This window comes from Enterobacter quasiroggenkampii, assembly GCF_043972695.1.
Taxonomy (GTDB): domain Bacteria; phylum Pseudomonadota; class Gammaproteobacteria; order Enterobacterales; family Enterobacteriaceae; genus Enterobacter; species Enterobacter quasiroggenkampii.
The window spans coordinates 2,796,579-2,809,906 of record NZ_CP143745.1 but is presented as its reverse complement, the minus strand read 5'-3'; the positions used below and the strand labels follow the sequence as shown (position 1 = coordinate 2,809,906).

Here is a 13,328-nt window from a genome sequence, read left to right as displayed (position 1 = left end):
GTAGCTATCCCTGGGAAAAAACACCCATTATTTTCAGACTTATTTTTCGCGACAATACGCGTCTTTTTTTAACTCAAATCGGGTAGTTTTGCGGCAGCGTTTTTCTCTATTCCAATAAGCGGCATTAAATTATCAACCGCGGAAGCATAATTAATTGCCGAACTCCAGCCATCATACTCAGCGATTATTTTCGCCGAGGTGGCCTGCCAGACATCCTGCTCAACGCTGAGCAGATCGTTAATGCTCCGCTTGCTCAGGGTGTACTCATTTTTATAGACATCACGGGCGCGCAGGGCATTTTCCAGCTGCTGTTTCCCGGCCTCCATTCTTCCCCGTGCACCGGTCCAGTCCGCCTGCGCGACGGAGGCTTTTTGCAGGACATCGAAACGCGCCTGATCGACCTGAGAGGAGGCCATGGCCCGTGCCCCTTCAGCCTGCCGCACGCGTGCAGAGACCGCGCCGCCCTGATAAAGCGGTGCGTCAATGTTGAGCTGGATCTGGTCGTCCCAGTACGAACGGTTGTCCGACTCGTAACGGGTACGTCCGCCCTTCAGGCTTAAGGTCGGCCAGTGCTGGGACTTCGCCGTTTCCACGCCATACTGGGCTGAGCGCTCCATGTTTTGCGCGGCCATAACCGCCGGTATCAGCGAATAATCAATGCGGTTGAGCGAATCAGGCTCAACCGCGAGATTTGCGGGTACAGGCGAAAAGTTATCGGCCTGCATTCCGGTTAATACCGCGAGCCTTGCGCGGGCGCTGTTTAAGGCGGCGTGATACTGCGCGACCGTCGCCTGCATGCCGGCAATACGCGTGCGGGTCTGGAGCTCATCGGAGGTCGAGCTCACGCCCGCGTCGGCGCGCAGCTTTGCCAGTTGCTCAACATTTTTTAGCGCCTGAACGTTCTCCTTTGCCGCCTGCAGCAGATCGGCATAGCGTTTGACCTCGACATAGCTCAGCGCCGTTTTTTCCGCCACGTCAGAGAGTGTGCTCATCAGCTGGTAGCGATAGCTATCGCGCTGGGCGGAAGACTGGCTGATGCTGTTATTGGTCTTGCCAAAGTCATATATCAGCTGCGTCAGGCTCAGCCCCCACGCGGCTGAATTCTTCAGCGACCCGCTGGAATCGGTGGTCTGGCTATGGCCCGTGCTGCCGTTCAGCGATATTTGCGGCATCCAGCCGCTGCGCGCTTCATCTATTTGCGCCTGACCAATACCGAGTTGCGCGGCCTGCTGACTAATCGACGGATCGCGATCGATAGCAAAAAGAATACTTTCTTTTAAGGTTGTCGTGGCAACCGGGGCAATACCCACCTGACTACTATTGGCGTACGCCGTATTTATGGCTAATGAAATGAATGCCAGTGCTGCTGTAAATCGACGTAACATAGGCTTTCGCAATATCGTCATTTTTATCTCCCTGACTCTGAGTGACACTGAAGCAATTACCCAAAAAGAGGTATAGATAATTAGACAAATATCTTATTTCGCATCCTTGCCGAATTTTAGGTAAAACTCCCCATACCCATTTCCTCTGGAGATGAGATCTGCCTGCGTCTTATTTAAATTAAGAATTTACTTATTTCCTAAAGTGGTTAGCAGCATAACAAAATGCGTTATAAGCCACTACACCCCCAATGTTAATGTGGTGTTACAATTAAGAAAAAAGATGGGGTTTCTGGACAAAACTCTTAAAATGACCTTTCAGATGAAACATATAAACCGACTGTTATTTAAGGAAAATTCTTAATTCGTCACCTGCACATTTTTGCGTTAATTTCCGGGCGGGTCAGACACAAAGATTTTCAAAGAAGTGTCAATTTAAGTAGCCAAACCAGCAAAATTAGAATTTAATGCTATTAATAAACTAATTAAAGCAATCAAAAACCACGCTAGAAACATTTAACAGAATAAAAATCCAGACAATAGGAGTGTAGTGGTTACATAACCCAAATCGTTAAATAAAACATAACAATAACATTGTGGTTAACATTCAAAACAGCTTACTTATACCTGGTTAATACAATTTTAATAATCACGCATCTGAATCATCACGCCTCTCCACGACATCAAAACGACGTTGCCCTTTTCTCTGCGTTAAAATGCTGTATTATGCAAACTATTGCGACATTTTGCAGGAACGCAGACCGATGCACAAAACCGCACGACAACGCCACGTTCTGGATATCCTGAGCGAGCAAGGCCAGGCCAGCATCACCGAGCTGGCAGAAAAGCTGCAGGTTTCAGCCGATACCATCCGTCGGGATCTGACCGACCTGGAAAACCAGGGGCTGGCGCAGAAGAACCACGGTGGGGCCATCGCGCTGAATCTTTCCGCCATGAATCGCCAGGGCCGCAATACGCTGCTGCCGGAAACCAAACAGCGCCTGGGAAAACAGGTCGCACAGCAGGTTCCTGCGGGTTCTACCCTGTTTCTGGATGCGGGCAGCACGGTGATGGCTGTCGCCTCCTTTCTTCGCGGGCCGCTGACCGTCATTACCACGTCGCTGGATATCGCCCAGCATTTTAGCGACCGGGAAGACGTTGAACTGATCCTGCTCGGCGGGAAATGGGACCATAAGCAGCGCCTGTTTGCCGGAAGCGCCACCTTGTCCTTGCTGTCCCGCTATCGGGCAGATATCGCCATCCTCGGGGCGTGCGCCATTCATGCTGAACTCGGTTTGAGCGCCGGTAAAGAAGCGGATGCCGAGGTTAAACGCGCGATGCTAGACGCAAGCCATGCGCACTGGATTGTTGCCGACCACCTGAAAGTCAACCGCTGCGAACCGTATCTGGTTTCCGGGTTATCTAACATTCAACAACTCTTTTTAGATCGTCCCTGGCCTGAGCTTGGGGACCCTGGCGCATTGCAGGTCACGGTGTGCGCGAATTAACGTGGAGAAGTTCATGAGTACAGTTCGAACAATTAACATTGCGCTGATCGGGTATGGATTTGTGGGCAAAACTTTCCATGCCCCGTTAATCCAGTCTGTGGACGGGCTTAAGCTGGCCGTGGTCTCTTCTCGTGATGAAGAGAAGGTGAAACGCGATCTGCCGGACGTAGAGGTGGTCGCCACCCCTGAAGAGGCTATTCAGCATCCTGATGTTGACCTGGTGGTGATTGCCTCCCCCAACGCCACGCACGCCCCGCTGGCGACGCTGGCCCTGAACGCAGGTAAACACGTGGTCGTGGATAAGCCTTTCACCCTCGACATGCAGGAAGCCCGCGACCTGATTGCGCTGGCGGAGGAAAAGCAGCTACTGCTTTCTGTCTTCCACAACCGCCGCTGGGACAGCGATTTCCTCGGCATTAAGCAGGTCATTGAGCAAGGCACGCTCGGCAAGGTTAAGCACCTGGAGTCGCATATCGACCGCTTCCGCCCGGAAGTGCGCGTGCGCTGGCGCGAGCAGAATGTCCCCGGGAGCGGCCTGTGGTTTGACCTGGGGCCTCATCTTATCGACCAGACGCTACAGCTCTTTGGTCTGCCGCAGTCGGTTCAGGGGAATATCGCGACGCTGCGCGACGGCGCAGAAATCAACGACTGGGCGCACGTGGTCTTAAACTATCCGGAGCATAAGGTGATTCTGCACGCCAGCATGCTGGTGGCGGGCGGTACGGCGCGCTTTGCCGTCCACGGGGACAAGGGCAGCGTGGTGAAGGCCAGAATCGATCAGCAGGAAGCACAGTTGCTCTCCGGGGTTATCCCTGGGAGTGAAGCCTGGGGCGAAGACAGCGACAGTATGGTGTTCTTTGGCGCTGACGGCGCATCGCAGACGATCCCTACCCCGAAAGGCGATCAGCGCCAGTATTACATCAACGTGCGTGACGCGCTGCTTGGGAAAATCACCAATCCGGTCCACCCGGTTGAGGCATTAGCGGTGATGGCCGTGCTGGAAGCGGCGGTGAAGTCGTCTGAGACGGGGTCAACCCAGGCGCTGGCATTAACAGTTGAAGAGCGTGCTTTGCTGGGTTAAAAACAAGCCGGGTGGCGCTGCGCTTACCCGGCCTACGATTCAGAGCCGTTTGTAGGCCCGTGCAAGCGAAGCGCCGCCGGGCGAGAAGACTACGAACGCTTTTTCGGCATCATGCGCAGAAGAGTATTATCTTTCCAGAAATAGTGATGCATCAGCGCCGCCGCCGCGTGCAGGCCAATCACAAAATAGCCCAGATTTGCCAGCGTCTCGTGCCACTCTTTCAGCATATCTACCAGGTCAAAATTGGACTCCGCCGCATGCGGCATCGCCAGGCCAAAAGCAAACCAGTCGCTGCCCCGGTTATACATCATCACAATGCCAATCAGCGGCAGCGCAATAAACAGCAGATACACCACCAGATGCCCCAGATGAGACATCCCCGTCACCATCGCTTTTGGCTTCGGTTGAATCGGTGGTGCACGGAATTTCAGGCGAACCAGCAGACGCGTCACCATCAGCACCAGGATACTGATCCCACATGAGACGTGGATCATGTTGATCGTCGGGCGCGCGGTGCGCGGGAAGAAACCTCTGAACTCCATGGCGCAGTAGGCGACGATGATTAACAGAAACACCAGCCAGTGGATGCCAATTTGCAGGCTTGTATATTTAGTGCGCATGTGATTTCTCGATTAAAAACAGTTACCGCGCCAACATAATCTCCTTTCCTTAAAAATTCATTAACTTTTCTGTATGGTTTTTCAAATACATCCTCCCGCATGAAGCATCTTCAATTGCCGCCCTGCCCGTGATGGTCTAAGCCTGGATGAGTTCAAACTGTCACATCGACACGTTTACAGGAGAACACCATGAGTAAAATTGGCATTAACGGATTTGGACGCATCGGACGTCTTGTTCTGCGCCGCCTTCTTGAAACCCAGGACAGTAATACCGTCGTCGCCATCAACGACCTCACCTCTCCCAAAGTGCTGGCCTACCTGCTCAGGCACGATTCCAACTACGGTGGCTTCCCGTGGAGCGTGGATTTCACCGAGGATGCGCTGATCGTTGACGGTAAAACCATCGCGGTGTATGCCGAAAAAGAGGCAAAGCACATTCCGTGGAAAGCCGCGGGCGTGGATATCGTTGTGGAGTGCACCGGCTTTTATACGTCTGAAGAGAAATCACGGGCGCACCTGGACGCGGGCGCGAAGAAGGTGCTGATCTCTGCGCCCGCGGGGGACATGAAAACCATCGTCTACAGCGTGAACGACGAGACCATTGACGCCAGTGATACCATTATTTCCGTCGCCTCCTGCACCACCAACTGCCTCGCCCCGCTAGCAAAAGCCCTGAACGACGCGTTTGAAATTAAGGTGGGCACCATGACCACCATTCATGCCTATACCGGTACCCAGGCGCTGGTGGATGGCCCGCGCGGGAAAGATCTTCGCGCCTCCCGGGCGGCGGCAGAGAATATCATTCCGCACACCACCGGCGCCGCCAAAGCCATTGGTCTGGTGATCCCTGCGCTCAGCGGCAAACTGAAAGGCCACGCCCAGCGTGTGCCGGTTAAAACGGGCTCCGTGACCGAACTGGTGGCGATTCTGGGCAAGAAAGTGACCGTTGAGGAGATTAACGCCGCGCTGAAAAAGGCCACTCAGGGCAATAAATCGTTCGGGTATACCGATGAAGAGATTGTGTCGTCAGATGTGATTGGCTCGCATTATGGTTCGGTGTTTGACGCCACGCAGACGGAGGTGTCAGAAGCGGGAGACCTTCAGCTGGTGAAAGCCGTTGCCTGGTATGACAACGAGTATGGGTTTGTGACGCAACTGGTGCGGACGCTGGATAAGTTTGCGGCGCTGTGATTTTTCCCCCTCACCCTCTCCCCAATGGGGCGAGGGGATTGTTCCGTGCCTAAATTATTTTACGTGCGCCCTTCAGGACAGGATCCTGCTGTAGCTGTTTCCACGCGGCGGTGACGGCCTCGGGGAATTCAACGTGAGCAATATAATCCCGCCCGGCCGGGCCATAGCCGTTGGCGTCATCATACAGGCGCGGCAGCTCCCCCATAACCAGTGAAAGGTAACGGTCAACGGGCCACAGTCCGGTGTGGCCCTCGCTGAATTCCACGCCCTCGTTACCGTTTTGCAGCGTCGGCGTAAACCCGGGATGGCTTATCCACTGCGGTGAATCGGGCTCATCACGACACACGCGGGCAAACGTCGCCATCGTGCGGCGCTGCATCGTCGGATCCTGCACCACCAGCACCCGCCCGGTCGTTCGATGATGCTGTTTCAGCATGTTCCAGCTAAAGCGCGCGTTTTCACCGCAGTTGGTGGAGCGATCCTCAACCCACAGACGCGCCTCGGGGATCTGCCAGAACGCCCGCGCAATGTCGGCAAGAATGCTCGCTTCGGCCCGCCCGGTGACCGGTACGGTGTGGTAACGCGGATGATTGCCAATGGCGGTATATAAAAAGGGGGTCGAATGGCCGATGCCGCCGCTGATCAGAAGCGGTACATCTCTCTGGGCGGCAATACGGCAGGCCGCGTCAATGGTGGGGATCACCGCGTTTCCGGCCAGAATCACCGCATCGACTTCCGGGAGCGGACTCGTCGCGCTCAGGTCGTCCTGCGCCAGCCATTCACCGACAGTATTGAAAGCCGCCAGCGTGGCATCCGCCAGAACGGGAAAATGGGGCTGAACCATGGTGAACTCCTCACGTTGTTGAAGCGCCGAATTTATCATTTTTCTGAAATAACCAGAAACATCCAAAAATCATCGGGTTGCACCTGCCTATTATGCTTTTGATTTCCAGCCCTACAAAACATTGTATTGTGCAGGCGTCATGAAAAAGCACCCAACGCTGCTTATTTCGCCGTGATCTGACCAGTTTTATCCCCCCTGCGCTTGCCAAAGACAACATCCAACCCTAAGTTGCTTAACAATTTCACAACCTTTTTTATCAACACAGGTTGCACCTGAAGCGCGCCAGGTGACACCTCTCTCATCATCAACGTGGCGGGGTTTCTGGTCATGACAGAACATGAAAGTACGACGACGGTATTACGAAAAAATAAAAAGGTGTTAATCGCCAGCCTTACCGGGAGCGCCATTGAATGGTTTGACTATTTTCTCTACGGTACGGCGGCCGCGCTGGTCTTCAATAAGATCTTTTTCCCGATGGTCGATCCGGTGATCGGACTCATTCTCTCTTATCTCTCTTTCTCCTTAACCTTCTTTATTCGCCCCATTGGTGGGGTACTTTTCGCCCACATTGGCGACCGCATCGGACGTAAAAAAACCCTCGTGTTGACCCTCTCTTTGATGGGAGGTGCAACCGTCATGATTGGCCTGCTGCCCACGTATGAGATGATTGGCCTGTGGGCGCCCGCTCTGCTGATCCTGATGCGTATCATTCAGGGGATGGGCATTGGCGGTGAATGGGGCGGCGCGCTACTGCTGGCCTATGAATATGCGCCAGAAAAACGTAAAGGCTTCTTCGGCAGTATTCCGCAGGCGGGCGTCACCATCGGTATGCTGATGGCAACTTTTATCGTTTCGCTGATGACCCTGTTCAGCGAGGCGGATTTCCTCTCCTGGGGCTGGCGCATCCCGTTCCTGCTAAGCTCGGTTCTGGTGTTGCTCGGCCTGTGGATCCGCAAAGATATTGATGAAACGCCCGATTTTAAGCGAGTCAAAGCGTCCGGTCAGGTGGCTAAGGCCCCGCTGCGCGATACGCTGAAGCATCACTGGCGTGAAGTGTTGATTGCCGCCGGTCTGAAGGTGGTTGAAACCGCCCCCTTCTACATCTTCTCGACCTTCGTGGTGAGCTATGCCACCAGCACGCTGACGTATCAGAAATCGCAGGCGCTGGAAGCCGTGACGCTGGGTGCGCTGGTGGCGACCATTATGATCCCGCTAATGGGGCTGCTCTCCGATAAGGTAGGCCGTCAGCGCATGTACGCGATCAGCGTCTTCGTGCTGGGCCTGTTTATCGTACCGTGGTTTATGCTGCTCAATACCGGCACCACATGGGGTATCGTGCTCGCGACGATCATCGCCTTTGGCGTGCTGTGGGCCCCTGTCACCGCGGTACTGGGCACGCTGTGCTCTGAAATCTTTAGTGCAAACGTGCGCTACACCGGCATTACTCTAGGCTATCAGCTGGGTGCCGCGCTGGCAGGCGGTACCGCGCCGCTGATTGCGACCGGACTGCTGGCAAAATACGACGGCGACTGGGTGCCGGTGGCCTGGTATCTTGCCGTCACGGTGACCATTTCTTTAATCGCGATTTTCTGCGCCAGCCGCGTTAAGCGCGCCACTCTCATCCAGGCGCAGCCCGAACGTCTCTGACCCTTCCCGGCCCGTCCTGCGGGCCGCTCTTTTTCCTTAAATTTCCCTTCACCATTTGATTAACATGCGTAAATCATATTCACTTGAATTATCATTTGCGGGAGTCGTAGAATCGCTAGCCCGCTAATTATTCAATCATTTCTAAGGTAAACGACGTTATGCGCCTGCCCGAACGCGACCCTTATGCTCCTCGCGAGTGGCAGCCACATGAGAAACCCGCCCTGCTGGGTTCGCCCTCCACGCCCGAACACAGTACGCCAAAACGCATTGCCTACGGCGTCGTGGGCCTGCTGGTCTGCCTGACGGGGGCGCTGGGGAATGCGGTGGTGACCGCCAACCTGCAAAATTTGCAGGGGACTTTCGGGGCCTGGTCCACCGAAATCGCCTGGCTGCCCGCGGTCTATGTGATGACCAACATCTCCATCAACCTGCTGCTGGTGAAATTCCGCCAGCAGTACGGTTTGCGCGCCTTTACGGAAGGTTTTCTGGTGCTGTACGTGCTGGTCACCTTCTTCCATCTTTTCGTAAACGATCTCAGCTCGGCGCTGATGGTTCGCGCCGCGCACGGCATGGTGGCCGCCGCGCTCAGCTCACTGGGGATTTACTATCAAATCCAGGCCTGGCCTGCGAAGCACCGCCTGAAGGCGCTGACCATCGGCATCACCGGATCGTCGCTCGCCATCCCGCTGGCCCGCCTGTTTTCGACCGAGCTGCTGCAGCTGGACGAGTGGCGCGGGCTCTATTTCTTCGAACTGGGGCTGGCGCTGATCTCCCTGGCCTGCGTAATCGCCTTAAAACTGCCGCCGGGCGACCGGCGCAAGGTCTTCGAGAAAAAAGACTTTATCACCTTCTTTTTAATGGCCCCCGGGATGGCCCTCCTCTGCGCCGTGCTCTCTTTAGGCCGCCTTGACTGGTGGTTCGAAGCGCCTTGGATCGGCTGGTCGCTGGCCCTATCGCTGGTGCTGATTGTCGCAGCCATCGTCTTTGAACATAACCGCAGCAACCCGCTGCTGAACACCCGCTGGCTGTCGAGCGGCAGCATCGTCCGTCTGGGGCTGATTATGCTGCTGATCCGTATCGTGCTGGCCGAGCAAAACACCGGCGTCATCGGCTGGCTGCAGTACGTGGGCTTACAGAACGAGCAGATGACGCACCTGGCGTGGTCTATTTTCGCCGGGATCGTCTGCGGGATTGTCACCAGCTGTCTCACCATCAAGCCAACGAAACTGGCGTGGCCAATCATCACGTCTCTGGCGCTGATGATTGTTGCCTCGCTGCTGGACAGCCAGTCCAACAACCTGACCCGTCCGGATCAGCTGATGGTAAGCCAGTTCCTGCTGGGCTTCGGCAGCGCCTTCTTCCTGGCGCCCGCTATGCTGGCCGCCATTGGCGGGGTGATCGCCGACCCGCGTAACCTGGTCAGCTTCTCGGTGATGTTTGGCATGAGCCAGAACCTCGGTGGCCTGCTGGGCTCCGCGATCCTCGGCACCTTCCAGACCTGGCGCGAGAAGTACCACTCCAGCCTGCTGGCGGACCAGCTCACCACGCTCAACCCGCTGGTCAACGAGCGAATTCAGCTTTATACCCAAATGTACAAAAGCCTGATTGGCGACAGCGCGCTGCTGGGCACCCAGGCGATAACGCAGCTGCAAACGGTGACCGCGCTGGAGGCGAATATTCTGGCCTACAACGATACTTATCTGCTGACGGCGAGCATCGCTGCCGCCACGCTGGTCTGGATTTTATGGCGCTTGCTGCGCCTGCGCATCACTGCCCGTCTGGCGCTGAAGAACGCCACCGGCAACAAATAATTGAAAGAGTTCTGGAGAGTTTATGAGTCAGCAGGATGCCGCCAAAGAGCAGGCCAACACCCGCAAAAATGTGCGCATTGTTTCCGTTTTCACCGCCGCAGCCATCGGTATCGTCGGCGTACTGGTGATCCTTTATGCGTGGCAACTGCCGCCGTTCACCCGTCACGCGCAGTTTACCGATAACGCCTACGTGCGCGGCCAGACGACGTTTATCAGCCCGCAGGTGAACGGCTATATCACCGAGGTGAAGGTTCAGGACTTTGTGCAGGTCAAAAAAGGTGACCTGCTGCTGCAGATTGATGACCGTATCTACCGTCAGCGCGTGCACCAGGCCGAGGCGCAGCTGGCGATGAAAATTGCCGCCCTGAATAACAACCTGCAGCAGCGTAAAAGCGCCGAAGCAACGATCGCCAAAAATGACGCCGCGCTGAAAAATGCCCGCGCGCAGAGCCTGAAAAGCCAGGCGGATTTAAAGCGGGTGAAAGAGCTGACGTCTGACGGCTCGCTTTCCATTCGCGAACGCGACGCGGCGCTGGCCAGTGCCGCTCAGGGCAGTGCCGACATTGACCAGGCGAAAGCCGCGCTTGAGATGTCGCGTCAGGATCTGCAGACGGTGATTGTCAATCGCGGTGCGCTGGAGGCGGATGTTGAAAACGCCAAAGCCGCTCTGGAGCTGGCACAGATTGACCTGCAAAACACCCGCATTGTGGCACCGCGTGACGGTCAGCTCGGCCAGATCGCCGTGCGTCTCGGGGCCTACGTGACCGCCGGGACGCACCTCACCACCCTGGTGCCGCCGCAGCACTGGGTCATTGCCAATATTAAAGAGACCCAGCTCGCGGAGCTGCGCGTCGGTCAGCCGGTGAAATTCACCGTTGATGCCCTGAACAACAAAGCGTATCAGGGCCGCGTGGAGAGCATCTCCCCGGCAACCGGCGTGGAGTTCAGCGCCATCACGCCGGACAACGCCACCGGCAACTTTGTCAAAATAGCCCAGCGTATTCCGGTGCGCATTGAGGTACTCGGTAAGCCAGAAGATTCCGCGCTGCTGCGTCCGGGTATGTCGGTACAGGTGACCATTGATACGCGGGAGGCGAAGTAATGATCCTTCGCCCGATAGCCGCGCTGGTGGCGGCGGTCATGCTGGCCGGATGCCAGTCCGTTGACGTCAAACCGGCGCAGCCGACGCTGCACATCCCCACCCAGTGGCGCACCGTCTCCGGCCCTGCCAGCCCGACGGAGCAGCTCTGGTGGCGTAATTTCCATGACAACCATCTCAACCGCTATGTGGACCAGGCGCTACAGCATAACAGCGACGTGCTGATCGCCCGCGAACGGATAAACGAGTATCAGGCGCGGGTCTATGCGGCCGACGGCAGCCTGTTTCCCTCCCTCGACGTAGGCGTAACGGGGACGCGCGCCCGTTCACAATCCGCCGCGACCGGGCTGCCGGTTTACGGCACATTGTACAAAGGGAGCCTGACGGCGAGCTATGACGTGGATATCTGGGGCGTCAACCGCAGCACCTCGCGCGCTGCCGAAGCCTCGCTGGCGGCGCAAAAATCCGCGGCCGCGGCCGCGGATTTGACCGTCGCCTCGTCTGTGGCATCCGGGTATGTCACCCTGCTCTCGCTTGACGAGCAGCTGCGGGTGACCGAATCCACGCTGAAATCGCGCGAGGAGGCATTTAACCTCGCGAAACGTCAGTTTGAGACGGGCTACAGCTCGCGTCTGGAGCTGATGCAGTCGGATTCCGAGCTTCGCTCAACACGGGCGCAGGTGCCCGTGCTGCAGCACCAGATTGCACAGCAGGAGAATGCCCTGAGCCTGCTGCTGGGAAGCAACCCCGGCGACGTGGCGCGCAGCGCAAGCTTCGCGGCACTGACGCCGCTGACGCTGCCGTCGCAGCTGCCTTCTGCGCTCCTGAACCGCCGCCCGGATATCGTCCAGGCCGAACGCCAGCTGGTGGCGGCGGATGCCTCGCTCGCGGCGTCGCGCGCCAGCCTGCTGCCGTCGATCAACCTGACCGCCAGCGGATCGGTTCAGGATCGCACCCTATCCGGCCTGCTGGACAACCCGCTTCAGCTCTGGAGCGTCGGGGGCAGTATTCTCGCCCCGCTGCTGAACCGCCAGGCGCTGAATGCGCAGGTGGACATTTCCCAGTCCCAGCGTAACCAGGCGTTGTACGCCTATGAAAAAACCGTGCGTAACGCGTTTGCCGAAGTGAACAACAACCTTGATGCGATAAGTCGCTATCAGGAACAGCTGACGGAGCTGCTTGCCCAGCAGGATGTGGCGCAGGAGACGCTGCGCATTGCGCAGAATCGCTATCGCAACGGTTATTCCTCCTATCTTGACGTGCTGGACGCGCAGCGCACGCTGTTCTCGGTCCAGACCAGCGTCGTGCAGGTGAAAAATAACCTGCTGCTGGCGCAGATTGATTTGTATAAAGCGCTGGGCGGCGGCTGGGTCAATGTCTGAAGGCGCTTAACGGGCCTGGATTTCGTCACGTAGGCCGGGTAAGGCGCAGCCGCCACCCGGCGATTCCCCCTCAGGAGACAATCTATGCAACAACAGTGGTCTGCAGTTGATAATTTCATGATTTCTTCGCTGATTCCTGACGATGACGTACTGCATCAGGTGCTGGAAAACAACAAACGCGCCGGACTACCCGAACACGATGTCGCGGCCAATCAGGGGCAGCTGCTGGCGCTGTTCGTGCGCATGACGCAGGCAAGACGCATTCTTGAGATTGGGACGCTGGGTGCCTACAGCTCAATCTGGATGGCGCGTGCGCTGCCGCCGGACGGTAAGCTGATTACGCTTGAGGCCGATCCGACGCATGCCGGGGTTGCCCGCCAGAATATTCACCTCGCGGGGCTAGACGAACGTATTGAATTAATTGAAGGCCCGGCCCTGAGCTCGCTGGAGAATTTCGGTGAGGTTCCGCCGTTCGACCTGATCTTTATTGATGCCGATAAGCCAAACAATCCCGGCTATCTGGAATGGGCGCTGCACTACTCCCGCCCCGGCACGGTAATTATCGGCGATAACGTGGTGCGTGACGGCGAGGTAATCAACGGGGAAAGCGACGACGCGCGCGTGCTGGGCGTGCGGCGTTTTATTGAGATGATGGGGGATAACCCGCGCTTAACCGCCACCGCGCTGCAAACGGTGGGGATTAAGGGTTGGGATGGGTTTACGCTGGCGATTGTAGAACGATAACCAGCCGGGTGGCGGCTAC

The 13,328-nt window shown here is 56.7% G+C and carries 11 protein-coding genes; 8 read left to right on the top strand and 3 right to left on the bottom strand.

The window, feature by feature from the left end:
- Positions 1-68 precede the first annotated feature (68 nt).
- Positions 69-1,406, bottom strand: a complete 1,338-nt coding sequence (locus tag V1572_RS13500; RefSeq protein ID WP_045910489.1) for a TolC family outer membrane protein — start codon at positions 1,404-1,406, stop codon at positions 69-71.
- Between the two features lie 740 nt (positions 1,407-2,146).
- Here V1572_RS13500 and V1572_RS13495 point away from each other — a divergent pair.
- Positions 2,147-2,890 (top strand): DeoR/GlpR family DNA-binding transcription regulator, encoded by a 744-nt coding sequence (locus V1572_RS13495; protein ID WP_023618764.1) that lies wholly within the window; start codon positions 2,147-2,149, stop codon positions 2,888-2,890.
- A gap of 13 nt (positions 2,891-2,903) precedes the next feature.
- On the top strand, positions 2,904-3,971 hold the full coding sequence (locus V1572_RS13490; RefSeq protein WP_262801725.1) for an oxidoreductase: 1,068 nt from the start codon (positions 2,904-2,906) through the stop codon (positions 3,969-3,971).
- A gap of 89 nt (positions 3,972-4,060) precedes the next feature.
- Here the strand turns inward: V1572_RS13490 and cybB are convergent, their stop codons facing one another.
- On the bottom strand, positions 4,061-4,591 hold the full coding sequence (gene cybB, locus V1572_RS13485) for a cytochrome b561 (RefSeq protein WP_021242559.1): 531 nt from the start codon (positions 4,589-4,591) through the stop codon (positions 4,061-4,063).
- Positions 4,592-4,780: 189 nt separating this feature from the next.
- Between cybB and gap the strand changes: the two genes are divergently transcribed.
- Positions 4,781-5,782: a type I glyceraldehyde-3-phosphate dehydrogenase gene (gene gap / locus V1572_RS13480; protein ID WP_023327422.1), complete on the top strand. Its 1,002-nt coding sequence runs from the start codon at positions 4,781-4,783 to the stop codon at positions 5,780-5,782.
- Positions 5,783-5,831: 49 nt separating this feature from the next.
- Here gap and V1572_RS13475 read toward each other — a convergent pair whose 3' ends face one another.
- Positions 5,832-6,626 (bottom strand): YdcF family protein, encoded by a 795-nt coding sequence (locus V1572_RS13475; protein WP_045353960.1) that lies wholly within the window; start codon positions 6,624-6,626, stop codon positions 5,832-5,834.
- A gap of 327 nt (positions 6,627-6,953) precedes the next feature.
- On the opposite strand from V1572_RS13475, the gene V1572_RS13470 reads away from it, so the two are divergent.
- The 5 genes from V1572_RS13470 to V1572_RS13450 all read left to right on the top strand — a co-directional run bounded on the left by V1572_RS13470 (position 6,954) and on the right by V1572_RS13450 (position 13,309).
- The gene (locus V1572_RS13470) at positions 6,954-8,273 is read left to right on the top strand and encodes an MFS transporter (protein WP_090418188.1); all 1,320 of its coding nucleotides are present in this window, start codon (positions 6,954-6,956) and stop codon (positions 8,271-8,273) included.
- Positions 8,274-8,431: 158 nt separating this feature from the next.
- Complete coding sequence (locus V1572_RS13465) at positions 8,432-10,084, top strand: MFS transporter (RefSeq protein ID WP_045910485.1); 1,653 nt, start codon at positions 8,432-8,434, stop codon at positions 10,082-10,084.
- A gap of 22 nt (positions 10,085-10,106) precedes the next feature.
- Positions 10,107-11,186 (top strand): HlyD family secretion protein, encoded by a 1,080-nt coding sequence (locus V1572_RS13460; RefSeq protein WP_048223106.1) that lies wholly within the window; start codon positions 10,107-10,109, stop codon positions 11,184-11,186.
- Positions 11,186-12,565: an efflux transporter outer membrane subunit gene (locus tag V1572_RS13455; protein ID WP_395299209.1), complete on the top strand. Its 1,380-nt coding sequence runs from the start codon at positions 11,186-11,188 to the stop codon at positions 12,563-12,565. Before V1572_RS13460 ends, V1572_RS13455 begins: the two co-directional genes overlap by 1 nt.
- 84 nt (positions 12,566-12,649) lie before the next feature.
- Entirely contained in the window at positions 12,650-13,309 is a 660-nt protein-coding gene (locus V1572_RS13450) for an O-methyltransferase (protein ID WP_223540455.1), read from the top strand.
- Positions 13,310-13,328: the final 19 nt, after the last annotated feature.